The organism is Mesorhizobium sp. M7A.F.Ca.US.005.03.1.1 (assembly GCF_003997975.1).
Classification (GTDB): Bacteria; Pseudomonadota; Alphaproteobacteria; order Rhizobiales; family Rhizobiaceae; genus Mesorhizobium; species Mesorhizobium ciceri.
This window is the reverse complement of record NZ_RZRO01000100.1, coordinates 1-23,371: the sequence shown is the minus strand read 5'-3', so window position 1 is coordinate 23,371 and position 23,371 is coordinate 1. Positions and strand designations below refer to the sequence as shown.

Below are 23,371 nucleotides of genomic sequence, written 5' to 3'. Positions count from 1 at the left end.
GCTTGTCCGTCTCGACCTCAGCGACACCTCCAAGGTCAAGGGCGACCTTGCCGAAAGCTGGACCGTCTCCGATGACGGCCTGACCTACACGTTCAAGCTCAAGCCCGGCCTGAAATTCGCTTCCGGCAATCCGATCACGGCGTCCGATGTCGCCTGGTCGTTCGAGCGCGTCATCAAGCTCGACAAGAGCCCGGCCTTCATCATCGGCCAGTTCGGCATCAGCGGTGACAACGTCACCGAAAAGGCCAAGGCTGTCGACGACGGCACCTTCCAGTTCACCGTCGACAAGGCCTATGCGCCGAGTTTCGTGCTGAACTGCCTGTCGGCAACGGTCGCTTCGGTGGTCGACGCCAAGCTGGTCAAGGAACATGTGGCTGCGGTCACGCCGAGCGCCGACTACAAATGGGACAATGATTTCGGCAATGCCTGGCTGAAGACCGGCTATGCCGGCTCCGGCGTCTTCAAGCTGCGCGAATGGCGGGCCAACGAAGCCGTCGTTCTCGAGCGCAACGACAATTACTACGGCGAAAAAGCCAAGCTTGCCCGCGTCATTTATCGCAACATGAAGGAAAGCTCGGGCCAGCGCCTGGCGCTCGAGGCTGGCGACATCGACGTTGCCCGCAATCTCGAACCGAACGACCTCGACGCCATCGCCAAGAACGCCGACCTCACCACCACCAGCGCGCCCAAGGGTACGGTCTATTACATCAGCCTCAACCAGAAGAACGCGAACCTCGCCAAGCCGGAGGTGCGCCAGGCGTTCAAGTATCTGGTCGACTATGATGCCTTGAGCTCCACCATCCTCAAGGGCATCGGCGAAATCCATCAGACCTTCCTGCCCAAGGGCGTGCTCGGCGAATTGGATGAGAATCCGTTCAAGCTCGATGTCGCCAAGGCCAAGGAATTGCTGGCCAAGGCCGGTCTGCCCGACGGCTTCAGCGTAACCATGGACGTACGCACCGGCCAGCCGACGACCGGGATGGCGGAATCGATCCAGCAGACGCTCGGACAGGCCGGCATCAAGCTCGAGATCATCCCGGGCGACGGCAAGCAGACGCTCACCAAATACCGCGCCCGCAACCACGACATCTATATCGGCCAATGGGGCCAGGATTATTTCGACCCGAACTCCAACGCCCAGACCTTTGCCTCGAACCCGGACAATTCGGATGGGGCCAAGACCAAGACGCTGGCCTGGCGCAACGCCTGGGACATTCCGGACCTGACCAAGCAGACGGAAGCGGCACTGCTCGAGAAGGATGCCGGCAAGCGCGCCGACATGTACAAGGATCTCGAGAAGAAAATCCTCGACACCAGCCCCTTCGTCGTCATCCACCAGCAGCTGGAAGTGGCCGGCCTGCGCAAGAACCTCAAGGGCTTTGCGCTCGGCCCGAGCTTCGACACCAACTTCGTCGGACCGGTGTCCAAGGAATAGTGCTCGCGGACACGCCGCATGAGCGCGGTTGAAAAAGAAGTGGCGGCGGGGCGCGGCAGCGCCCGCGCCGTCGCTATTGCATCATCGCTTGGCCGTTTCCTGGTCATTGCGATCACGACCTATCTTGGTCTGCTCGCGGTCACCTTCTTCATCGGCCGCGTCATTCCGATCGACCCGGTGCTGGCGGTGCTCGGCGACCGGGCGCCGGCCAATGTGGTTGAGCGCACGCGCCGCGAGATGGGCCTCGATTTGCCGTTGATCGAGCAGTTCTACATCTATGTGAAGAATGCGCTGAACGGCAATTTCGGCGTCTCCGTGCTGACCACCAATCCGGTCATGACCGACATTCGCCGGGCGCTTCCGGCCACGACGGAACTGGCGACCCTCGGAACGCTGATCGGCGCTTTGTTCGGCGTGCCGCTCGGTGTGCTGGCCGCGGTCAGGCGCGGCAGCCTCATCGACCAGATCGTGCGCGTCATCGGCCTGATCGGTTATTCCGTGCCGATCTTCTGGCTGGGGCTGCTTGGGCTGGTGCTGTTTTACGCCAAGCTGCAATGGGTTGCCTTCCCGGCGAGGCTCGACGTCGTCTACGAATACACCTTTACGCCGATCACCGGCTTCTATCTCCTCGACTCTGCGATGCAGGGGCAGTGGGACGTTTTTTACGACGCCTTCCGCCACATCATCCTGCCGGCCTCGCTGCTCGGCTATTTCTCGCTCGCCTATATCAGCCGCATGACGCGCTCGTTCATGCTCAACGAATTGTCGCAGGAATATATCGTCGCGGCGCGCGCCAAGGGCCTGTCGGAAACGCGCATCATCTGGGGTCACGCGCTGCGCAACGCAGCGGTGCCGATGGTGACGGTGATCGCGCTTTCCTATGCCGGACTGCTGGAAGGTTCGGTGCTGACCGAGACCGTCTTCTCATGGCCGGGCATCGGCCTTTACATCACCAATTCGCTGCAGAACGCCGACATGAATGCGGTGCTCGGCGGCACCATCGTCATCGGCTCGGTGTTCATCGCCATCAACCTTCTGTCCGACCTGCTGTATCGTGTGCTCGATCCGAGGACGAAGTCCGCATGAGCGTCGACACCATCCAGAGCCGTCGCGACTGGCTGCTCAGCGAGCGGCCGGCCTCGCGCATGCAGGCAAGGCTCGGCCGCGCCTATGTGGCGTGGCGGCGCTTTTCCGCCAACCGGTTGGCGTTTCTGGGCCTGCTCATCATCATCGCCCTGCTGGTCGTTGCCGCCCTTGCAGGCGTGCTGGCACCTTATTCGCCAACGTTCGGCGACCTGAAGAACGCGCGCCTGCTGGCGCCGAGCGCCGAGCACTGGTTCGGCACCGACGATCTCGGCCGCGATATCCTGTCGCGCATCCTCTACGGCTCGCGCTGGACGCTTTACGTGGTCATCCTGGTTGCCATCATCGCCGCACCCATCGGCCTTCTGGTCGGCACCGTTGCAGGCTATGCCGGTGGCTGGACCGATGCCATCCTGATGCGCATCACCGACATCTTCCTCGCCTTTCCCAAGCTGATCCTGGCGCTGGCCTTCGTCGCAGCACTTGGCCCCGGCATCGAGAATGCAGTGCTGGCCATCGCCGTCACCTCATGGCCGCCCTACGCCCGCATCGCGCGGGCAGAGACGCTGACGGTGCGCAATTCCGACTACATCAAGGCGGTGCAACTGATGGGCGCCTCGCCCTTCCGCATCGTGCTGCGCCATATCATGCCGCTTTGCATTTCGTCCCTGATCGTCAGGGTGACGCTCGACATGGCCGGCATCATCCTGACCGCCGCCGGGCTCGGTTTCCTCGGCCTCGGCGCGCAGCCGCCGCTGCCCGAATGGGGCACGATGATCGCCTCCGGCCGCCGCTTCGTGCTCGATCAATGGTGGGTGGCCGGTGCGCCGGGCTTCGCCATCCTCATCGTCAGCCTCGGCTTCAACCTGCTTGGCGACGGCCTGCGCGACGCGCTCGATCCGCGGAGTGGCGACCAATGAGCGGCGACCAATGAGCGGAGAACCGAAAACGCTTCTCGACGTAGACGACCTGCGCGTCACCTTCCCGACCCGCACCGGGCTGATCGAGGCGGTGCGCGGCGTTTCCTTTTCGCTCGGCCGTGAACGGCTCGGCATCGTCGGCGAATCCGGCTCGGGAAAATCGCAGACCGGCCGCGCCATCATGGGCCTGACGCCACCGCAGGCGCGGATATCGGCCAACAAGCTCGCCTTCGACGGCATCGACCTGCTCAGCGTCTCGCCACGCGAACGCCGGGCGCTGCGCGGCAAGCGCATCGCCATGATCCTGCAGGATCCGAAATATTCGCTCGACCCGGTGATGAGCATCGGTCGCCAGATCGTCGAGACGCTGCGCACCCATGAAAAGGTCGGCAAGGCGGAGGCACGCGACCGTGCATTGGCCATGCTGGAGGCGGTGCAGATCCGTGATCCCTCTCGCGTCTTCAATTTGCATCCGCATGAAGTTTCGGGCGGCATGGGCCAGCGCGCCATGATCGCCATGATGCTGATCGCCGGTCCGGAAATGATGATCGCCGACGAGCCGACCTCGGCGCTCGACGTCACCGTGCAGCTCGATGTGCTCGGCATCCTCGACCGGCTGGTCAGTGAGCGTGGCATGGGGCTGATCTTCATCTCGCACGATCTGCGCCTGGTCTCGTCCTTCTGCGACCGCGTCATCGTCATGTATGCCGGCAAGGTGGTCGAGCAGCTCAAGGCGTCCGAACTCGGCCAGGCCCAGCATCCCTACACGCGCGGCCTGCTCAATTGCATGCCCAAGATCGGTGCCGACCGCCACCCGCTGCCGGTGCTCGACCGCAAGCCGGAGTGGGCGGCATGACTTCTGCGATTGCCGTCGACAGGCTGGAAGTGATCTTCGACCGTTTTCGCGCACTGAAAGGCGTCAGCCTCGACGTGCAGCCGGGCGAATCCTTCGGCCTGGTCGGCGAATCCGGCTCCGGCAAATCGACGCTGCTGCGGGCCATCGCCGGCCTTGCGCCGGTTGCATCGGGCGGCATCGTCGTCAACGGCAAGACGCTCGGCGCGCGCCGCGACAAGGCCTTCTACCGTGAAGTGCAGATGGTCTTCCAGGATCCGTACGGGTCGCTGCACCCGCGCCAGACCGTCGACCGTCTGCTGCAGGAGCCGCTTGCCATCCATGGCTTTGCCGACGGCGAAAAGCGTATCCAGCGGGCGCTCGACGAAGTCGGCCTCGGCAACGGTTTTCGGTTCCGCTATTCGCACCAGCTCTCCGGCGGCCAGCGCCAGCGCGTGGCAATCGCCCGTGCACTCATTCTCGAACCGTCGATCCTGCTGCTCGACGAGCCGACCTCGGCGCTCGATGCCTCGGTGCAGGCGGAAGTGCTCAACCTGCTGGAAGAGGTACGCAAGCGGCGCAAGCTGACCTTCCTGATGGTCAGCCACGACCTCGCCATCATCACCCATATGTGCGAGCGGCTGATGGTGATGCAAAGCGGCGAGGCGGTGGAGAATCTGGCGGCGGCGGATCTTGTCGAACGCCGTGTGACAAAGGACTATACGCGCAATCTGTTGCGGGCCAGCGACGGGTTTGTGAGAACCGCTTGAATTCGTTTTCTCTTTTGCGCCGAACAACCATCTTGGGGAATTCCCATGGAGGAATGGAAGTTTGCGGATCCTCCCAATGTCGCGGTGTTTGTGGATAGGGCAGTCGTTACCCGCGGCGATTGGATTGCATACGTCTCACATGACGATGACGACGGCAGTTGGCAATTCCACAACAGCGAAACCGGACCTGTTGACGAAGGCGATATCATGATCGTCAGCTTGCAAAACGTTGTGCAGCGGGACGAAAGCATCCAGGCGTTGGCGGACTTGCCAGAAGGCTGGCACGCTTGGCGCACCTCGAAATCGTCGCCATGGCAACGCGCCAGGTCGCGCCCTGTGCCCTCCAACGACAACGAATGATCAGGCAAAGCCTTAGGCTGAGCCTTGCGCCAGTTCGCCGTTCTCCAGAACGGGTGGCTCTTCCCGGCCCTTCGGCTCCTTGATCCTGAACCACGTCACATAAAGCGCCGGCAGGAACAGCAGCGTGATTGCGGTACCCGCGATGATGCCGCCCATCATCGCATAGGCCATCGGACCCCAGAACACTTCACGCGCGATCGGGATCAGCGCCAGGCTGGCGGCCGCCGCCGTCAGTGCGATCGGGCGCATCCGGTGTTCGGTCGCTTCGATGACCGCCGCCCAGCGATCCTTGCCCTCGCGCACCAGATCCTCGATCTGCACGATCAGGATGACCGAATTGCGGATCAGGATGCCGATCAGCGCCAGCACGCCGAGGATGGCGACGAAGCCCAGCGGCGCTCCGCTCGGCACCAGGGCCGCCACCACGCCGATCAGGCCGAGCGGCGCCACCGCCACGACCAGGAACAGGCGCTGGAAGCTTTGCAACTGCACCATCAGGATCGTTGCCATGACGAACAGCATCAACGGCACGACGGCGGCGATCGGTCCCTGACTTTTGGCGCTCTCCTCGACCGAGCCGGCGGTGGCGATCGAATAGCCCGGCGGCAGCTTGGCGGTGAAGGCATCGACCGATGGCTTCAGTTCGTTGACGACCGTGGCCGGCAGCACGTCGCCGACCAGCCCGGCGCGCACGGTGATGGTCGGGATGCGATCGCGTCGCCACACCGTCGGTTGCTCCAGATCGTAGCGGAAGTTGGCGACCGCCGCGAGCGGGATCGCCTCGCCGGTGCTGGTCGGCAACTGCATGTTCTGCAACGTCTCGATCGAGCCGCGTTCGGCGCCGCGGGAGCGGGCCACGACATTGATCAGGTAGGTGGCGTCGCGCACCTGCGTGATGGTGGCGCCGCCGACCGTACTGTTCAGCGCGCTGGCGATGTCGGAGGAGGTGATGCCGAGCTGGCGTGCCTTGTCCTGCAGCACGTCGACCCTCAGCACCCGCTGCGGCTCGTTCCAGTCGAAGGTCGGCGCGGCGAGCTTTGGATTGGCGGAGATGACACCGGCGAATTGCTGCGCCAGCTCGCGCACCGTCTGGATGTCGGGACCGCCGACGCGGTATTGCACGGGGCGGCCGACCGGCGGTCCGAGTTCGAGCGGCTTGACGAAGGCGTCGGTGCCGACGAACTCCTCGCGCAGCAGCTTTTCCAGCGCCGGCTTGACCCGGTTGCGAGCCTCGATGCTCTTGGTGACGATGACAGTCTGGCCGAAATAGGGGTTGGCCGGCTGCACGTCATAGGCGAGCACGAAACGCACCGCGCCCTGGCCGATATAGGACGAGAAATGGTCGATGTCGGGATTGCCGACCAGTGCCCGCTGCTCGAACCGCTCCATCTGGTCGCGCGTGTCGGCGATCGAAGAATTCTGCGGCAGGTTCCAGTCGACGATCAACTCCGGCCGGTCCGATGGCGGGAAGAACTGCTGCTGCACCAGGCCGAAGCCGGCGATCGAGCCGGCAAACAACAACACGGTGGCGATGATGGTCAGCCAGTGATGGCGCACCGAGCCGACAAGCACGCGCCGGAACAGTGAGGTGAAGCGGCCCGGCTGGTCGTGATGCTTGGTTTTCATCGTCGCCGGCAGGATGGTGACGCCGAGCAGTGGCGCAAACAGCACCGCCACGATCCATGACACCAGCAGCGAAACGGCGATGACCACGAACAGGGTGAAGGTATATTCGCCGGCGGCGCTGTTGTTGAGGCCGATCGGGATGAAGCCGGCGACCGTCACCAGCGTACCGGTCAGCATCGGAAAGGCGGTCGATGTGTAGACATAGGTCGCCGCCTTGCGCAGATTGTCGCCGACCTCAAGCCGCGCCACCATCATCTCGACCGCGATCATCGCGTCGTCGACCAGAAGGCCGAGCGCGATGATCAGCGCACCCAGGGAAATACGCTGCAGCGAAATGCCGAGATAGGCCATGACCGTGAAGGTGATGGCCAGCACCAGCGGGATCGACAGCGCCACGACGAAGCCGGCGCGCATGCCGAGACTGATGAACGACACGGCGAGCACGATGGCGACCGCCTCGAACAGCGCACGCGTAAAGCCCGAGACGGCCTCCTCGACGATGACCGGCTGGTCGGCGACCAGATGCACGCCGACACCGACCGGCAGGTCGGCCAGCACCTTGTCCATCTCCTTGTGCAGGGCCTCGCCGAATTCGAGCAGGTTGGCGTTGGGTTTCATGCCGATGGCGAGCCCGATCGCGTCCTGGCCGTTGAAACGGAACAGTGCCGTCGGCGGATCGACATAGCCGCGTGTGATCGTCGCTACGTCGCTCAGGCGGAAGAAGCGGTCGTTGACGCGCAGATTGATGGCGCGCAGGCTTTCCTCGGAGGTGAACTGCCCGCCGACACGCACGCTGATGCGCTCCGGCCCGGACTGGATGACGCCGGACGGCGTGATCGCGTTCTGCGCCTGCAGGCTGGCGACGATCGCTTGCTGGTTGAGGCCGAGGGCGGCGATCTGGCGGGTTGAGAATTCGAGATAGATCGCTTCGTCCTGGGCGCCGACCAGGTCGACCTTGCCGGCGTTGGGCACGGTCAGGATCTTTGTTCTGGCATCCTCGACATAGTCGCGCAACTGGCGCGGCGTCAGCCCGTCCGATGTGAAGGCGTAGATGTTGCCATAGACGTCGCCGAAGCGGTCGTTGAAGAACGGGCCCTGCACACCCTGCGGAAACTGTGCCCCGATGTCATTGACCATGTTGCGCACCTGAATCCAGTTCGGCACGACATCGCGTGCCTTGGTGGTGTCCTTCAGGTTGACGAAGATGACGGTCTGGCCGGCCGTGGTGACGGACTTGGTGTAGTCGAGGCTATCGAGTTCCTCGAGTTTCTTCTCGATCCGGTCGGTCACCTGCTGCACGGTTTCCTTGACCGAGGCGCCCGGCCAGTTGGCCTGGATGATCATCGTCTTGATGGTGAAGTTGGGATCTTCTTCACGGCCGAGATTGAGGTAGGAGAACACGCCAGCCACGACGAAGACCAGCATGAAATACCAGACCATGGAGCGGTGGTTGAGCGCCCAGTCGGAGAGATTGAAGCCTTTCATGAGGCCCCTCCCTCGGGCACTGTCACCTTCTGGCCTTCGCTCAGGCTGTGGACGCCCGCCGTGACAACACGCATGCCGGCCTCCAGCCCCTCGGTCACCGTGAAGGTGCCGCCATTCTTCGACGCGACCTTTATGTCGCGTGCGTTCACGCTCGATGTCTGCGGGTCGACGATCCACACTTTCGCGGAACCGTTCTTTTCGAACAGCGCCGACATGGGCAGTTCGATCGTCGGTGCCACCTTGGTCACGCGGGTCGCCGTCACCGTCGAGCCGAGCCGGAAGGCCTGTGGCGGATCCGTGAGCGTCAGCCTGACGCGCCGGGTGCGGGTCGAGCCCTCGGATTGCGGTGCGATCTCGCGCAGCTTAGCCCCGGTCTGGATCGTCGGCAGCGACTGCAGGATGACCTGGAAGGGCGTGCCGGCCGCGAGATCACCGGTCAATTGGTCGGGAATGTCGACCACCGCCTCGCGCAGGTCCGAGCGCGCCACGGTGACGACGGTCTGGCCGGGCGAGACCGTCTGGCCAACTTCGGCGCCGACAGCGGTGACGACACCGTCGAAATCAGAGAACAGCCTGGCATAGCCGAGCTGTTCCTGCGATTTGGCAAGCGAGGCCTTAGCCCGCTCGACACCTGCCTCCGCAGCTTTGCGCGCCTGCTGCGCGGCGTCGAAGACAGCTTGCGTGGCGTTGGCTGAGGCGAGTAACTGGCGCTGCCGTTCCTCGCTGGCGGCGGCGTTGGCGAACTGCGCCTCGGCATTGGACAGTTCCGCCTTGGCCGCCTGGAGCGACAACTCCAGCGCGGTCGGATCGAGTGCCGCTATCGTCGTGCCCTTGCTGACGATGTCGCCGACCTGGACGTCGCGCGAGACGACCCGGCCAAGCAGGCGGAAGGCCAGGTCGGCGCTGACCTGCGGTTCGACGGATCCGGCAAAACCGAAGACTTGCGTGGTGCGCGGCTCGATCACCATCGACAGCACCGGCCGGATGATCTCGGGCGGCTTTTCCTCCGACCTGGAGCAGGATGCCAGCGCGCCGAGCATGAGCACGCCGAGCAGGATGCGCGGCGTCCGGCTCATTGGCCCGCTCCCGATATCTCGATCGTCTGTCCAGGGCTGAGCAGCTGTCCTCCAGCGGTGACGACGCTCTGGCCTTCGTCCAGCCCCCTGGCGATCACGACCGTGCCCGAATTGAACGCCAGCACTTCGACCGGCGCCATCGTCACCGCCTTGGTCGAGGGATCGACGATCCAGACCGCCGGCTTGCCGCCGCTGGACGTCAGCGCCTGCCAAGGCAGCAGGATCGCCTTCGCCGGCTTGGCGCTTACCGAGCCGATGACGGCTGCTCCCAGCGGCATGCCGGCGGGCGTGTCGGGAATGGCGACCTTGACCCGGATCGAGCCCGAAGCCGGGTCGACCGCAGGCGAGATTTCGCGGACCTTGCCCGTTGCCCTGACCTGCGGATCGGACAACAGCGTGATCGTCACCGCAGGCGATGCCGGTGTCTTGGCGATCAGCGTCTCCTGCACGTTGAACACCGCGTCGCGGTCGCCGTCCTCGGCGACGGTGAAGACGGTTTGCGCGGCTTGCACCACTTGGCCGGTTTCGACTTGGCGGGCGGTGATCACGCCGGCGGCACCGGCCTTGAGCTCGGTGAAGGACAGGTTTTGCTGGGCGTTGGAGAAAGCGCTCTGCGCGGCTTCGACGCTGCCTTGTGCCACCTTCAGGGCCTGGTCCGCGGCGTCATAGTCGCGCCTGGTGGTGAAGCCCTGCGCCAGCAGCGTCTTCTGCCGCTCGAAGGCGGCAACGGACTGGGTCAGTTGCGCCTTGGCTGCATCAAGATCGGCCTGCGCCGAGCGCAGGTCGGATTCCTGCTCCTGCGGGTCGATGCGGGCGAGCACCGTGCCTTGATCGACATGCTGGCCGACATCGACAAACCGTTCGGCGACGCGACCGCCGACCCGGAACGACAGATTGTTCAGCGTACGCGCCGCGATCACCCCGGTCAGCGAAGTCCTTGGCGCATAGTCGGCCATCGCCACCGTTTCGGTGCGCACCATGATCTGCAGTTTCTTGTCCACCGCTTCCTGCTTCTGACAGCCGGCCAGAAGCAGCGCCGCCGTGCAGGCGAAAAGCGCCGGGGCGGCTGGAAAAGACAAAAGACCGGGAGCTCTGACCGATGGCTGCGAGACGGGCGAAGTCACGTTCCTGCTCATGGGCTCCCCCGGCCGCGGGCCGCTCGCTGATCGCGGTGCCTCGCGGCCATCCAGAGGATAGTCGATCCCCGGGAAAAGGAAACCGGTCTCGTACGTGTATCGCCCGACTGGCTAAGCGCCGGGATCTGCCCACCGCAGGCCCAATCGCCTGCCGGTGGTGCCGACTTGAGGAAAACGTGAAATAAGGTCAGAAGACATCTCAACGGCATCAAACAGGACGGGCGCCGGCCCGGTGAGGGATACGATGAAGAATTCAGCCATTTCCGAACGCAAGAACCAATCGATTTCCCGCGGCGTCGGCATGACCACGCAGATTTATGCCGACCGGGCTGAAAATTCGGAAATCTGGGATGTCGAGGGGCGTCGCTATATCGATTTCTCGTCGGGCATCGCCGTCGTCAACACCGGGCATCGCCATCCCAGGGTGATCGAGGCGGTCAAGGCACAGCTCGACCGCTTCACCCACACCTGCCACCAGGTGGTGCCCTATGAGAGCTATGTGCGCCTGGCCGAACGGCTGAACGGCATGCTGCCCGGCAAGTTCGAGAAGAAGACGATCTTCGTCACCACCGGGGCCGAGGCTGTCGAGAACGCCATCAAGATCGCCCGCAATGCCACCGGCCGTCAGGCGGTCATTGCCTTCGCCGGCGGCTTCCATGGCCGCACCTTCATGGGCATGGCGCTGACCGGCAAGGTCGTGCCTTACAAGGTCGGCTTCGGCGCCATGCCGGGCGATGTCTACCATGCGCCGTTCCCTGTGCCGCTGCACGGTGTCTCGGTCGCCGACTCGCTGGCGGCGCTCGACCGGTTGTTCAAGGCCGATGTGGATCCGGCCCGCGTCGCCGCCATTATCATCGAGCCGGTTCAGGGCGAGGGCGGCTTCTACGACGCGCCGCGTGATTTCCTGGTTGCGCTGCGCAAGCTTTGCGACCAGCACGGCATGCTGCTGATCGCCGACGAAGTGCAGACCGGCTTTGCCCGCACCGGCAAGATGTTTGCGATGGACCACCATGAGGTGGCCGCCGACATCACCACCATGGCCAAGAGCCTGGCCGGCGGCTTTCCTCTGGCGGCGGTCACCGGCCGCGCCGAAATCATGGATGCGCCCGGCCCCGGCGGGCTCGGCGGCACCTATGGCGGCAGCCCGATCGGCGTTGCCGCGGCGCACGCCGTGCTCGACGTGATCGAGGATGAAAAGCTGTGCGACCGCGCTAATACGCTGGGCGCAAGACTGAAACAGCGGCTGCAGTCGATCCGCGACGACGTGCCCGAGATCGTCGACATCAGAGGTCTCGGCTTCATGAATGCGGTCGAGTTCAACGACGTCAAGAAGGGCCTGCCCTCGGCCGAGATCGCCAATGCGATCCGGTTGAAGGCGCTCGACAAGGGCCTGATCCTGTTGACCTGCGGCGTCTACGGCAACGTCATCCGCTTCCTGGCGCCGATCACTATCCAGGACGAAGTCATGAACGAAGCACTCGACATTCTGGAAAGCTCGATCCGCGAAGTCTGCGCCGCCTGATCAGTAAGGTGCCGCGCCTGAGGGACGGAATTATCCCGCCGCTCTGGCGGGCTCATTCTCGAGGAAAGCGGCCAGTGCCGCTTTCAGCCCCTCGGGGCCAGCGGCCACCGTCTGCGGCGTCGGCGAGAAGCCGGCGCCCAACATCTTGCGGCCAAGCATATGGTCGCCCGGACGGTTGACCGATTCGATGCCGAGCAGCCGCTCGCCGGCGTAGTGGTAGATCGAGAATTTGTTGTCGGGCAGGTCGCCCAGCACGACATGGCTGTCGCCGCCGGCGGTCAGGCCGACCATCTGCAGCTTCATGTCGCCGATGTCGGACCAGAACCATGGCACCGCAGAATAGGCGTCGGCATGGCCTGATATCGTGCGCGCGGCAAGCCGCGCCTGGTCGGTGGCATTCTGCACCGATTCCAGCCGCACGTCGCCGCCGGTGAACCAGTGACGGTAAGAGGCAGCATCGCCAATAGCGAGAATCTCCGGCACCGAAGTCCGCATCTGGTGATCGACGCGGATGCCGTTGGCGATGCCGAGGCCAGCTTCCTGCGCCAGTTCGACATTCGGCACGGCACCAATGCCGACAATGACCATGCGCGCCGGCAGCCTTTCGCCTGACGAGGTGATCGCGGCCACGACATGACCGTTTTCGCCTTCGAGCCTGGCGATCGAGGTGCCGGTGAGGATGCGCACGCCCGTCGCTTCCAGCCGTTGCCGGACGTGGCTCGCCACCACCGGCGCCACGGCGCGGCCGAGCAGCCGGTCCACCGCCTCGACCACTGTCACCGTGCGGCCGGCGGCCCTCAACGTGGCTGCGATCTCCAGCCCGATGAAACCGCCGCCGAGGATGACGACTTCGTCGGTTTGCGCGCTGAGGTCGCGGATCAGCCGCGCATCGGCCAGCGAGCGCAGCGACAGCACCCCGGACAGATCGGCACCGGGCAGCGGCAGCGTGCGCGGGCGCGAGCCTGTCGCCAGGATCAGGTGGTCGAAGGCAAGCGCACCACCGCCGGCAATATCCAAACTGCGGCGTCCGGCATCGAGGCGATCGATCCTGACGCCAGGCCGGTAGTCGATGGCGCTGCCGGTGTAAAAGGCCTCGCCGCGCAAGGGTTGTGGCTTGGCCTCGGCATCCTTGATGAAGGTCTTCGACAGCGGCGGCTTGTGGTAGGGCAGTTCGTCCTCATCTCCGACGAGGATCACCGGCCCGTCATAGCCGTCCTCGCGCAGACTTGCGGCCGCTTGCACGCCCGCATGACCCGCGCCGACAATGACCACACCGTTCTTCATCGCACTCAATCCCGATTCTACCCTAGGATGTTCCGCCAGATGGCAATTGTCTGGCACCGCTGCAAGCGAGCTTTTGCGGGTCGCATCCGGGATGGCGGCTGTCAATCGCACAGTTCAGCGGCAAGACCGGTGCAGGAAAATGCATAAAGTTGACAGTCGCAGTTTAGAATAATTCTAAACTGTTGTTTCGATTGACTTTTCTTGCGGATTGTCATTGACATCCGACGGTGTCGCAGCTTTATGGAAGCTCGCGCGTTAGCGCATCCCTTTAATGTTTGGGCCTTGAACCCTTTCGATTGGAGGCATTTTGGTGTCTTTCTTCCGCGAACCGCGCGATGGCGCGGCATCTCTTGCGCCCAATGGCCCGCAGATGGCCTGGCGCCGGTTGCTGCGCGCGCCGTTTACAGAATTTCCGAGAAACTGGAGAGTGATCATGACAGCACGATATGGCAGCAGGCTTGCGGCGATCGGCGCCACTGCCCTGCTGACGGCGGCGGTATTCGTGTTGCCGGCAAAGGCGGAAACAGATGTAAAGGCGGTCATCAAGACCTATTCCGACATCGCGCTCGCCAAATACGAGGATTCGCTGACCACCGCGCAAGCGCTCGACAAGGCGGTCGACGCGCTGCTCGCCACGCCATCGGTGGAAACCCTCAACGCTGCCCGTGACGCCTGGAAGGCATCGCGCGTTCCCTACCAGCAGACCGAAGTCTACCGCTTCGGCAACAAGATCGTCGACGACTGGGAAGGCAAGGTGAATTCCTGGCCGCTGGATGAAGGCTTGATCGACTATGTCGCCAAGAGCTACGGCACCGAATCGGACGCGAACGCGCTCTACACGGCCAATGTGATCGCCAACAAGGAGATCGAGATCAACGGCAAGAAGGTCGATGCATCGAAGCTTTCGCCGGAATTCCTCTCCGGCACGCTGCAGGGGGCCGGCGGCATCGAGGCCAATGTCGCCACCGGCTATCACGCCATCGAATTCCTGCTCTGGGGCCAGGACCTGCATGGCACCGGCCCGGGTGCCGGCGAGCGCCCCTACACCGACTACGACCTCAAGAACTGCACCGGCGGTAATTGCGACCGCCGCGCCGAGTATCTGAAATCGGCCAGCGACCTTCTGGTTTCGGATCTTCAGGAGATGGTCGGCAACTGGAAGGAAGACGGCGCCGCCCGCAAGGCTCTTGTCGATGGCGAGCCGAGCACGGCGATCTCGACGATCTTCACCGGCATGGGCTCGCTGTCCTACGGCGAACTGGCCGGCGAGCGCATGAAGCTCGGCCTACTGCTGCATGATCCGGAAGAGGAGCACGATTGCTTCTCCGACAACACCTACAATTCGCATCTCTACGACGCCATCGGCATTCGCGCGGCCTATCATGCGAGCTACACGCGTCTCGACGGCACCATCGTTTCGGGTCCTTCGGTGGCCGATATGGTGAAGGCGGCCGACCCGGCGATCGACAAGGAACTGTCTGACAAGCTCGATGTTTCGGTCGCCAAGATGGAGGCGATCAAGGCGCGTGCACTGGCCGGCGAGGCCTATGACCAGCAGATCGCCGAGGGCAACATTGAGGGCAATGCCACCGTCCAGGCGGCGATCGATGCGCTGATCGATCAGACCAAGTCGATTGAGCGCGCCGTCGGCTCCCTGAAGCTCAGCACCATCGCCTTCGAAGGGTCCGACAGCCTCGACGCGCCGGACAAGGTGTTCAAGTAAGGGGTAAACGACGGAGACTGGCCCGGAGCCGGACAACCGGCTTTGCAACGGCCTCCGCCAGAAGATCAAGCCACACGGCGCGGGAGACGCCGTCAGCCAGCCGAGCAAGCCAATGCTGATTTGTCATTGCAACATCATCACCGAGAAGGAGATCGAGCAGACGATCGTCGGGCTGCTGGACCAGGATCCCTGGCAGTTGATCGTGCCGGCGAAAATCTATCATGCAATGCAAAAGCGCGGTCGCTGTTGCGGCTGCTTCCCAAATGTGGTGGAAACGATCATTCGGGTCACCGAAAACTACCACGCTCGCTCGGAGGCGAGCGGCGTGGATGTCGTTTCACACCTGGATCGCGTCAGAGGCCTGCGCATCCAATACGGGAGCAGAATTCATGAAAGGCGATCCGCAGATCATCGAGCGGCTTAACGAGGCCCTTTTTCTGGAGCTTGGCGCCGTCAATCAGTACTGGGTGCATTTCCGTCTGCTTGAGGACTGGGGATACGCCAAGCTGGCAAAGAAGGAGCGGGCGGAATCGATCGAGGAGATGCACCATGCCGACAAGCTCGTCGCCCGCATCATCTTCCTCGAAGGCCATCCGAACCTGCAGTCCGTGGCGCCGCTGCGCATCGGGCAGAACGTCAAGGAAGTGCTCGAATCCGACCTTGCCGGAGAATATGACGCACGTACCGCCTACAAGCGTTCGCGCGAAATCTGCAACGACGCCGGCGACTACGTGACGATGAAGCTGTTCGAGGAATTGCTGGCCGACGAGGAGGGTCACATCGACTTTCTTGAGACGCAGCTCGACCTGCTTGCCTCGATTGGCGAGGAGAAATACGGCCAGCTCAACGCCGCATCGGCAGACGAGGCGGAGTAAGGGCATGCGGGAATGCGGCGCCTGCTAGAATTCGTGCGCCGCTCGCGGCGGGCCAATGGCTCGCCGCCCCCTGAGAAGACGCCAGCCGGATTGGCGCGTCGGCGCTGTGTCATGCTCGTGTTGGCGCTTACCTCTTCGGCGATGGCGGGTGATCTTCAGCCGGCCGGCTTCGCCACCACGCGCACCGACCTCAATGCGAAGGATCAGGCGCGCGTCATTGCCGTCACCAGGCCGACCACGGATTTTTCCAGGCCAGAGCCGTTCGAATTGATGCAAGGTGGCGCCGGCACGTCCCGAAAGGACGTCAGCCGCGATTCCTTCTCGCAATCCTCGGCCAACATCACCTTCGAGGAAGAGGGCGACTTCAAGCTCGGCAATGCCCTTTTCCGCAAGAACTGGGTCTCGTCGCCATCCTCGACGCAAGCGTCGGACGGGCTCGGCCCGCTGTTCAACGAACGTGCCTGCCAGAACTGTCATCTGAAGGATGGCCGCGGCCGCCCGCCGCAAGGCGACCCCGGCACCACGTCGATGTTCCTGCGGCTGGCCCGCGACGCCAGCAGCGTGGAAGAGAAGGCGGCGCTTGCCGACCATGAGGTGCTCAACTTCCCCGACCCGGTCTACGGCAGGCAATTGCAGGAGCTCGCCGTACCCGGCCTGCCTGGTGAAGGCAGGATGCATATCGATTACCAGGAACGTAAGGTGGAGCTGACGGACGGCTCTGTGATCTCCTTGCGCAAACCGAGCTATTCGGTTGACGGCCTTGGCTACGGGCCGCTTGACCCGCGCACCACGCTGTCGCCGCGGCTCACACCGCCGATGATCGGCCTGGGCCTGATCGAACAGATCGCGCCGTCTGATATTCTCGCCCAAGCCGATCCGGACGACAGGGACGGCGACGGCATTTCCGGCAGGCCGAACATCGTGCGCGATAGCCTGAACGGGGAACTGACGCTCGGCCGCTTCGGCTGGAAGGCGCAGACCGCGTCGATCCGCCAGCAGGCGGCGGATGCCTTTGCCGGCGACATCGGCATCTCGACGCTCGAAGAGCCGAGGCATTGGGGCGATTGCACTGCTGCGGAGGCAAAATGCCTCGCCATGCCGAACGGCGTGCAGCAGCGTCTTGGCCCGGTCGAGGCGCCGCCGCCGGTGATGGATCTCGTCACCTTCTATTCGCAGAACCTGGCCGTGCCGTCGCGCCGGGACCTCGACCGGCCGGACGTGCTCGCGGGCAAAAAGACATTCTACGAGATCGGCTGCATTGCCTGCCATACGCCGAAATTCGTCACGCGCCGCGATACGCCCAATAAGGCGCAGGCCTTCCAGTTGATCTGGCCCTATTCCGACTTCCTGCTGCACGACATGGGGCCTGATCTGGCCGATGGCCAGGCCGTGGGCGATGCGACGGGCAATGAGTGGCGCACGCCGCCGCTGTGGGGCATCGGCCTGACCGAGACAGTCAACGGCAATTCCTTCTTTCTGCATGACGGGCGCGCGCGCAGCCTGGCTGAGGCGATCCTGTGGCATGGCGGCGAGGCGCAGAAAGCGCGCGACCGTTTTGCCGCCGCTAACGCGACCGAGCGTGACGCATTGCTCAAATTCCTGGAGTCACTGTGATGTTCAAGCGTTCTGCATTGTTTTTCGCTCTTCCGCTGGCCCTGCTGGGCGTTGTCCCTGCGTCGGCGGCGGTCAAAGCCTCCGACATCATCCAGCGGGCGATCGATGGCTTCGTCCGCCCGGCCTATGCCGGCCTGCACGAGCATGCGGAAGCCTTGACCGGATCCATGCGCAAGCTGTGCGTCACGCCCTCGCAAGGAGAGCTCGATGCCGCACGCGCCGAATTCTCCGCCACCGTCTATGCCTGGTCGTCAGCCGAAAACATCGGCTTCGGGCCGATCAAGGAGAACAACCGGCTGGAACGCATGCTGTTCTGGCCGGATCGCAAGAGCATTGGCCTGAAGCAGGTGCAGGCGGCGCTGTCGGCGAAGGATCCAACCGCCACAGATCCGGCACAGCTGGCCGGCAAGAGCGTCGCCATGCAGGGGCTGGGCGCGCTGGAGTTCGTACTTTACGGCGACGGCGCCGATGCACTGGCCGGCAAGGATGATCCCTACCGCTGCGCCTATGGCACTGCTGTTGCCGGCAACATCGAAACCATGGCCGGCGAGGTCAGCGCCGCCTGGAACAAACCGGACGGCTTTGCAGCGATTTGGGCCAATCCGGGGCCGCAGAATGCGCTCTACCGCGACGGCAACGAAGCGGTGACGGAACTGGTCGGCGTCTTCATCAATGAGCTGGAAATGGTGCGCGACGTGCGCCTGAAAGGGTTTTTCGGCGGCAAGCCGGACGCGGACAAGCCGAAACAAGCGATCTATTGGCGCTCGCAAAACACCACCGCGTCACTGGCCGGCAATCTCTCCGGCATCGATACGCTGTTCCAGGCCTCGAAACTTGGCGACGCCCTGCCGGCCGATGCGCGCTGGATGGCCGAATCGATCCACATCCAGTTGGTCAACGGTGTCGCCACCGCCAAGGCCGTCAGCGGTCCAATCGACAAGGCGCTTGCCGATCCGGCATTGCGCGACAAGCTCGAGCATTTCGCGCTGATCACCTCCAGCCTGTCGACCCTGATCGGGACCAGGTTGACCGCTGAATTCGGCCTGACCGCAGGCTTCTCCTCGCTGGATGGGGACTGAATTGAAAACCCCGCTGATAGATCGCCGCGATTTCCTGAGAGCTGCAGGCGTTGGCTTCATGGCCGCGATGGCGCCATCGGCCTGGGCAACGACGCTTTCGGCCGACGCCGTCTTCGCCACCGCTTTCGTCAAACGCGACGGCAGCTTTGGCGCTGCCGTCCTGTCCGAGGCCGGCAAAGTCCTGCATGCGATCGATCTGCCCGATCGCGGCCACGATGTCACCTTCGATCCCATATCGAAACGCTCGGTGGTCTTCGCGCGCCAGCCCGGCACCTTCGCCGTGGTTTTCGACCATTCGGGCCGTGATGCGCCGCTGACCATCGCCAGCATCGCCGGCCGGCATTTCTTCGGCCATGGCGTGTTTTCGGCCGACGGTGCGCTGCTCTATGCCACCGAAAACGACTTCGACAACGCCGCCGGCGTCGTCGGCGTCTACGATGCGCGGGCGAAATTCAGCCGTGTCGGCGAGTTCCCGACCTATGGAATGGGTCCACACGAGCTTCTGCTCCTGGGCGATGGCAGGACGATTGCGGTAGCAAATGGCGGCATCGAGACCCATCCGGATTACGGCCGCGCCGAGCTCAACATTGCGACCATGAAGCCGTCCTACGTATTGATAGACCGCGTCACCGGCGACCTCATCGAGAAGCACGAATTGCCGGCCGCACTGCATCAGCTGTCGATCCGCCACATGGACACCGATCCGTCCGGCACGGTCTGGTTCGGCTGCCAGTACAGGGGCCCGGGCACCGATCGTCCGCTGCTGGTCGGCCGCGCGGTGCGCGGCAAGGAATTGCAACTGCTCGACATGCCGCAGGACGTTTTGTCCGGCTTCCGCAACTACATAGGCTCGGTCGCCGCCAATCCGGCTGCCGGCACGGTCGCGGTCTCCTCGCCGGAAGGCAACTCGCTTGTCGTGCTCGATGCGGCCAGCGGACGGGTCGTCGCGAACAGCGCGCTGGTCGAGGTCTGCGGCGTGGCTCCCGATGGAACCGGCTTCATGGCCACCACCGGCGCTGGCGAGATCGTCGAGGGCAGTGGTGCGACACGCTCCGAACCGGACTATGTCTGGGACAACCACATGCTGCGCATCGAGCAGGCCGCATAGGCCACAAGCGAAGCCGCTTAACGAATTATGCACTATCCCCTTGCGGTGGCGGGCCGTGGCGGGCACAGGGAATTGTCTTTCGAACCGGTTGCTTCATGAAATTGCTTGCCATCGACTGTGCCGCCAACCTCTGCGCCGCTAGCGTCTATGACGCGACGGCGAAGCGGGAGCTCGGCCGCTCGGTGCTCGATCTCGGCAAGGGCCGTGCCGAGCAGCTGATGGCGGTCATCGCCGAAGCGCTGGAGGCAGGCGCAACCGACTATGCAGGTCTTGGCGCCATTGCCGTGTCTGTCGGCCCCGGTTCCTTCACCGGTCTGCGGGTCGGCGTCTCGACCGCGCGTGGCCTGGCGCTGGCGCTGAAGATACCGGCAATCGGAGTGACGACACTGGAGGCGCTGGCTGCCGAAGCAGCGACGGCATTTCCCGGTCGCGCCGTGCTGGCGGCGCTGGATGCCGGCCGTGAGGAGATCCACGCGGCCTTTTACGACGAAAGGTTAGTCTTGACTTACGGTCCGGCCGTGGCCACGCTGGCCGACGTGGTGGCAATGGCGATGGCAACGTCTCCGGTGCTTGCCGGCACCGCTGCAGCGCTCATCAGCGCATCGGCCGGGCGCGAATTCGATGTCGGCCCTCGGACGGCCACCGCCGACATTGTCACCTACGCCCGCCTGGCTGCCGCCAAGGGCGCGGGCGAACGGCCGAAACCACTCTATCTGCGCGGCGCCGACGCCAAGCCGCAGGCCGGGTTCATTCTTTCAAGGATCAGACCATGATCCCGAAAAGTGGAAGCCGGTTTTCACGGACAACGGTTCCCGTTTGTCCAGAGATCATGGTCAAACAAGAAAACAAAAATTAGATGCGCATACCTTTTCTCCAATCACGCCGCCGGGACTATGCGCTCGAGCCGCTGAGGATCGCCGACAGTCCGGCGGTCTCGCTGCTGCACCGCGAGGACTTTGTCCGCCCCTGGACCGATGGCGAATTTGCCGCCTTGCTCGAACAGGACACCGTGTTCGGCTATGCCGCGCGCGAAACCGGACAGGGCTCCAAGCCGCCCGTCGGCTTCGTGCTGGCGCGGCTTGCGGCAGGCGAGGGCGAGATCCTGACCGTCGCGGTGGCGCGATCGCATCGCCGGCAGGGGCTGGGCTGGCAATTGATGGACGCGGTGTTGCGCGAACTGCACGCGCAGCGCGCCGAAGCGCTGTTCCTCGAGGTCGACGAGACCAATGTCGCGGCGATCGCGCTTTATCGCCGGCTGGGCTTCCGCGAGGTCGGCAGGCGGCCGAATTACTACAGGTCGGCCGAACACGGACCGACCGGCGCGCTTGTCATGCGCCGCGATCTTCGCTAGCGAGACGGCCGGGATGGGGCGATGATCAAGAAAATCAGGATTTTCCTGGCGCTGGGCCTCGTTGTCGCCGGTTCGCTGGTCCTCGTGCCGTTACAGATACTGTCGATGAAGACCGGCTGGTGGCCGGAAACCTTCATCCTCAAGATCTGGCACAGGCTGATCATCAGGGCGCTCGGCATGCGCATCCATGTCAAGGGGACGCTGTCCGACAAGCGCCCGCTGCTGGTTGCGTCCAATCACATCTCCTGGACCGACATCATGGTGCTCGGCTCTTTTGCCGACGTAAAATTCATCGCCAGGGCTGATATGGAAGGCTGGCCGCTGATCGGCATGCTTTCGAAGCTGCAGCGTACCGTGTTCATCGAGCGCGAGCGCAAGCGTTCGTCGGGCGACCAGGCAAGCGAGATTGCCAGCCGCATGGCCAAGGGCGATGCGATGGTGCTGTTTGCCGAGGGCTCGACCGGCGACGGCAATATGGTCCTGCCGTTCAAGAGCACGCTGTTCGGCGCCGCCTCGATGGCGATTTCGGAAGGCGCGGCGGAACAGGTGTTCATCCAGCCGGTGGCGATCGCCTATACGCGTCTGCACGGCGTGCCGCTCGGCCGCCGGCATCGCCCGCTTGCCGCCTGGATCGGCGATGAGGATTTGATGCCGCATCTCAAGGTATTGCTGGCGGAGGGCGCGCTCGACGTCGAGGTGCATTTCGGCGAGGCAATCGCCTTTTCCAAGGGTTCGAACCGCAAGGAGACGTCGAAACTGATGGAAAGCCAGGTGCGTGAGATGATGCAGGCGGCGCTTGCCGACCCGCGGCCGAGCCGCTAGCCCCGGCATGCCCTTGCTGGCGCGGGCTGAGAATCGTCTGTTTTTTGTCACGGAAAGGCGTTAGAAGCCGCCTTATGGACTTGAACACGGTAGAAAGCGACGACATCGGCACTATGGCTGGACAGCCGGCAGTGCTTTCCACGGCAGCGAAAAAAGTCTTCATCAAGACCTATGGCTGCCAGATGAACGTCTATGATTCGCAGCGTATGGCCGATGCGCTGGCTGCCGACGGCTATTCCGCGACCGATGCCATTGGCGAGGCGGACCTGGTGCTGCTGAACACCTGTCATATCAGGGAGAAGGCGGCCGAAAAGGTCTATTCCGAGCTCGGCCGTATCCGCGACATGAAAGCCGAGCGTGCCCTGGCCGGCCGCGAGATGCTGGTCGGCGTCGCCGGCTGCGTGGCGCAGGCCGAAGGCGCCGAGATCATCCGCCGTTCGCCGGCCGTCGACCTGGTCATCGGCCCGCAGACCTATCACCGGCTCCCCGACGTGCTGGCGCGGGTGCGCGGCGGCGAAAAGATCGTCGAGACCGACTACGCCATCGAGGACAAGTTCGAGCATCTGCCGCAGCCCAAGCGCGCCGAGGTCATCAAGCGCGGTGTCACCGCCTTCCTCACCGTGCAGGAAGGCTGCGACAAGTTCTGCACCTTCTGCGTCGTGCCCTATACCAGAGGCTCCGAAGTTTCCCGGCCGGTGGCGCAGATTGTCGCGGAGGCTGAGCGCCTGGCTGAAGCCGGGGTGCGCGAAGTGACGCTGCTTGGCCAGAACGTCAATGCCTGGCATGGCCAGGGCGAGAACGGCCACGAGTGGGGCCTTGGCCGCCTGCTGTTCAGGCTGGCCGAAATCCCCGGGCTGGCGCGTCTGCGCTACACCACCAGCCACCCGCGCGACATGGATGACGAGCTGATAGCGGCCCATCGCGATCTGCCGTCGTTGATGCCCTATCTGCATCTGCCGGTGCAATCAGGCTCCGACCGCATCCTCAAGGCGATGAATCGCCGGCACACGGCGAGGGATTATCTGGCGCTGCTCGACCGTATCCGCACTGCCCGGCCTGACATCGCGCTTTCCGGCGACTTCATCGTCGGCTTTCCCGGCGAGACCGAGGCGGATTTCGAGGCGACCATGGAGCTGGTGCGTCAGGTGAATTACGCCTCGGCCTTCTCCTTCAAATATTCGCCGCGCCCCGGCACGCCAGGCGCCGAAATGCCCGATCATGTGCCGGAAGCGGTCAAGGACGAGCGCTTGCAGCGGCTGCAGGCCTTGCT

Annotated in this window: 21 protein-coding genes; 17 read left to right on the top strand and 4 right to left on the bottom strand. The window is 63.9% G+C overall.

Annotation, left to right across the window (positions count from 1 at the left end):
- From EN990_RS28955 to EN990_RS28930, 6 genes are all read left to right on the top strand, one after another.
- Positions 1 to 1,435 (top strand): ABC transporter substrate-binding protein (locus EN990_RS28955; RefSeq protein WP_164766171.1); only part of this gene is annotated, 1,435 nt, incomplete at its 5' end.
- An 18-nt stretch (positions 1,436 to 1,453) separates the two neighbouring features.
- Positions 1,454 to 2,521 (top strand): ABC transporter permease, encoded by a 1,068-nt coding sequence (locus EN990_RS28950; protein WP_024503440.1) that lies wholly within the window; start codon positions 1,454 to 1,456, stop codon positions 2,519 to 2,521.
- The gene (gene nikC, locus EN990_RS28945) at positions 2,518 to 3,438 is read left to right on the top strand and encodes a nickel transporter permease (protein ID WP_127368033.1); all 921 of its coding nucleotides are present in this window, start codon (positions 2,518 to 2,520) and stop codon (positions 3,436 to 3,438) included. Before EN990_RS28950 ends, nikC begins: the two co-directional genes overlap by 4 nt.
- Before the next feature lie 10 nt (positions 3,439 to 3,448).
- Positions 3,449 to 4,294, top strand: coding sequence for an ABC transporter ATP-binding protein (locus EN990_RS28940; RefSeq protein WP_127368032.1), 846 nt, complete (start codon positions 3,449 to 3,451; stop codon positions 4,292 to 4,294).
- A complete protein-coding gene (locus EN990_RS28935; protein WP_013527922.1) occupies positions 4,291 to 5,040 on the top strand; it encodes an ABC transporter ATP-binding protein in 750 nt (249 codons plus the stop codon). Before EN990_RS28940 ends, EN990_RS28935 begins: the two co-directional genes overlap by 4 nt.
- Positions 5,041 to 5,085: 45 nt before the next feature.
- Positions 5,086 to 5,400 carry a hypothetical protein gene (locus EN990_RS28930; RefSeq protein WP_206519134.1) on the top strand — a complete coding sequence of 105 codons (315 nt, stop codon included), beginning with the start codon at positions 5,086 to 5,088 and terminating at the stop codon, positions 5,398 to 5,400.
- Between the two features lie 12 nt (positions 5,401 to 5,412).
- On the opposite strand, the gene EN990_RS28925 is transcribed toward EN990_RS28930, so the two are convergent.
- From EN990_RS28925 to EN990_RS28915, 3 genes are read right to left on the bottom strand one after another with little or no spacing between them, the layout of a single operon-like run.
- Positions 5,413 to 8,511: an efflux RND transporter permease subunit gene (locus tag EN990_RS28925; RefSeq protein WP_127368030.1), complete on the bottom strand. Its 3,099-nt coding sequence runs from the start codon at positions 8,509 to 8,511 to the stop codon at positions 5,413 to 5,415.
- Positions 8,508 to 9,587, bottom strand: a complete 1,080-nt coding sequence (locus EN990_RS28920; RefSeq protein ID WP_024503446.1) for an efflux RND transporter periplasmic adaptor subunit — start codon at positions 9,585 to 9,587, stop codon at positions 8,508 to 8,510. Before EN990_RS28920 ends, EN990_RS28925 begins: the two co-directional genes overlap by 4 nt.
- Entirely contained in the window at positions 9,584 to 10,723 is a 1,140-nt protein-coding gene (locus EN990_RS28915; RefSeq protein WP_127368029.1) for an efflux RND transporter periplasmic adaptor subunit, read from the bottom strand. Before EN990_RS28915 ends, EN990_RS28920 begins: the two co-directional genes overlap by 4 nt.
- 244 nt (positions 10,724 to 10,967) lie before the next feature.
- Between EN990_RS28915 and EN990_RS28910 the strand changes: the two genes are divergently transcribed.
- Positions 10,968 to 12,245, top strand: coding sequence for a 4-aminobutyrate--2-oxoglutarate transaminase (locus EN990_RS28910; RefSeq protein WP_013527918.1), 1,278 nt, complete (start codon positions 10,968 to 10,970; stop codon positions 12,243 to 12,245).
- A gap of 30 nt (positions 12,246 to 12,275) precedes the next feature.
- On the opposite strand, the gene EN990_RS28905 is transcribed toward EN990_RS28910, so the two are convergent.
- Positions 12,276 to 13,529, bottom strand: a complete 1,254-nt coding sequence (locus tag EN990_RS28905; RefSeq protein WP_127368028.1) for an FAD-dependent oxidoreductase — start codon at positions 13,527 to 13,529, stop codon at positions 12,276 to 12,278.
- Positions 13,530 to 13,962: 433 nt separating this feature from the next.
- Here EN990_RS28905 and EN990_RS28900 point away from each other — a divergent pair, with 433 nt between their 5' ends.
- The 10 genes from EN990_RS28900 to miaB form a co-directional block, all read left to right on the top strand.
- Positions 13,963 to 15,252 carry an imelysin family protein gene (locus EN990_RS28900; RefSeq protein ID WP_013527916.1) on the top strand — a complete coding sequence of 430 codons (1,290 nt, stop codon included), beginning with the start codon at positions 13,963 to 13,965 and terminating at the stop codon, positions 15,250 to 15,252.
- A gap of 112 nt (positions 15,253 to 15,364) precedes the next feature.
- The gene (locus EN990_RS28895; RefSeq protein WP_013527915.1) at positions 15,365 to 15,676 is read left to right on the top strand and encodes a (2Fe-2S)-binding protein; all 312 of its coding nucleotides are present in this window, start codon (positions 15,365 to 15,367) and stop codon (positions 15,674 to 15,676) included.
- Entirely contained in the window at positions 15,642 to 16,127 is a 486-nt protein-coding gene (bfr, locus tag EN990_RS28890) for a bacterioferritin (RefSeq protein WP_013527914.1), read from the top strand. Before EN990_RS28895 ends, bfr begins: the two co-directional genes overlap by 35 nt.
- 12 nt (positions 16,128 to 16,139) lie before the next feature.
- Complete coding sequence (locus EN990_RS28885; protein ID WP_027161772.1) at positions 16,140 to 17,741, top strand: di-heme oxidoredictase family protein; 1,602 nt, start codon at positions 16,140 to 16,142, stop codon at positions 17,739 to 17,741.
- Positions 17,741 to 18,820: an imelysin family protein gene (locus tag EN990_RS28880; protein ID WP_127388461.1), complete on the top strand. Its 1,080-nt coding sequence runs from the start codon at positions 17,741 to 17,743 to the stop codon at positions 18,818 to 18,820. The genes EN990_RS28885 and EN990_RS28880 overlap by 1 nt, the downstream gene beginning before the upstream one ends.
- A gap of 1 nt (position 18,821) precedes the next feature.
- Complete coding sequence (locus EN990_RS28875; RefSeq protein WP_127369144.1) at positions 18,822 to 19,928, top strand: DUF1513 domain-containing protein; 1,107 nt, start codon at positions 18,822 to 18,824, stop codon at positions 19,926 to 19,928.
- A 95-nt stretch (positions 19,929 to 20,023) separates the two neighbouring features.
- A complete protein-coding gene (tsaB, locus tag EN990_RS28870; protein ID WP_127388460.1) occupies positions 20,024 to 20,701 on the top strand; it encodes a tRNA (adenosine(37)-N6)-threonylcarbamoyltransferase complex dimerization subunit type 1 TsaB in 678 nt (225 codons plus the stop codon).
- Positions 20,702 to 20,784: 83 nt separating this feature from the next.
- Positions 20,785 to 21,279, top strand: a complete 495-nt coding sequence (gene rimI / locus EN990_RS28865; RefSeq protein WP_127369142.1) for a ribosomal protein S18-alanine N-acetyltransferase — start codon at positions 20,785 to 20,787, stop codon at positions 21,277 to 21,279.
- Between the two features lie 21 nt (positions 21,280 to 21,300).
- Complete coding sequence (locus EN990_RS28860) at positions 21,301 to 22,101, top strand: 1-acyl-sn-glycerol-3-phosphate acyltransferase (RefSeq protein ID WP_063169990.1); 801 nt, start codon at positions 21,301 to 21,303, stop codon at positions 22,099 to 22,101.
- Between the two features lie 113 nt (positions 22,102 to 22,214).
- On the top strand, positions 22,215 to 23,371 hold a 1,157-nt coding region (gene miaB, locus EN990_RS28855), incomplete at its 3' end, for a tRNA (N6-isopentenyl adenosine(37)-C2)-methylthiotransferase MiaB (protein WP_245469219.1).

Bases quoted from the DNA above. Each gene is read 5' to 3' on its own strand.
- EN990_RS28915 (WP_127368029.1), bottom strand. From the start codon at position 10,723: ATGAGCAGGAACGTGACTTCGCCCGTCTCGCAGCCATCGGTCAGAGCT.
- EN990_RS28925 (WP_127368030.1), bottom strand. From the start codon at position 8,511: ATGAAAGGCTTCAATCTCTCCGACTGGGCGCTCAACCACCGCTCCATG.
- EN990_RS28860 (WP_063169990.1), top strand. From the start codon at position 21,301: ATGATCAAGAAAATCAGGATTTTCCTGGCGCTGGGCCTCGTTGTCGCC.
- EN990_RS28935 (WP_013527922.1), top strand. From the start codon at position 4,291: ATGACTTCTGCGATTGCCGTCGACAGGCTGGAAGTGATCTTCGACCGT.
- tsaB (WP_127388460.1), top strand. From the start codon at position 20,024: ATGAAATTGCTTGCCATCGACTGTGCCGCCAACCTCTGCGCCGCTAGC.
- EN990_RS28895 (WP_013527915.1), top strand. From the start codon at position 15,365: ATGCTGATTTGTCATTGCAACATCATCACCGAGAAGGAGATCGAGCAG.
- EN990_RS28920 (WP_024503446.1), bottom strand. From the start codon at position 9,587: ATGAGCCGGACGCCGCGCATCCTGCTCGGCGTGCTCATGCTCGGCGCG.
- EN990_RS28885 (WP_027161772.1), top strand. From the start codon at position 16,140: ATGCGGCGCCTGCTAGAATTCGTGCGCCGCTCGCGGCGGGCCAATGGC.
- nikC (WP_127368033.1), top strand. From the start codon at position 2,518: ATGAGCGTCGACACCATCCAGAGCCGTCGCGACTGGCTGCTCAGCGAG.
- EN990_RS28880 (WP_127388461.1), top strand. From the start codon at position 17,741: ATGTTCAAGCGTTCTGCATTGTTTTTCGCTCTTCCGCTGGCCCTGCTG.
- EN990_RS28905 (WP_127368028.1), bottom strand. From the start codon at position 13,529: ATGAAGAACGGTGTGGTCATTGTCGGCGCGGGTCATGCGGGCGTGCAA.
- EN990_RS28930 (WP_206519134.1), top strand. From the start codon at position 5,086: ATGGAGGAATGGAAGTTTGCGGATCCTCCCAATGTCGCGGTGTTTGTG.
- EN990_RS28910 (WP_013527918.1), top strand. From the start codon at position 10,968: ATGAAGAATTCAGCCATTTCCGAACGCAAGAACCAATCGATTTCCCGC.
- EN990_RS28950 (WP_024503440.1), top strand. From the start codon at position 1,454: ATGAGCGCGGTTGAAAAAGAAGTGGCGGCGGGGCGCGGCAGCGCCCGC.
- rimI (WP_127369142.1), top strand. From the start codon at position 20,785: ATGCGCATACCTTTTCTCCAATCACGCCGCCGGGACTATGCGCTCGAG.
- EN990_RS28900 (WP_013527916.1), top strand. From the start codon at position 13,963: ATGACAGCACGATATGGCAGCAGGCTTGCGGCGATCGGCGCCACTGCC.
- bfr (WP_013527914.1), top strand. From the start codon at position 15,642: ATGAAAGGCGATCCGCAGATCATCGAGCGGCTTAACGAGGCCCTTTTT.
- EN990_RS28940 (WP_127368032.1), top strand. From the start codon at position 3,449: ATGAGCGGAGAACCGAAAACGCTTCTCGACGTAGACGACCTGCGCGTC.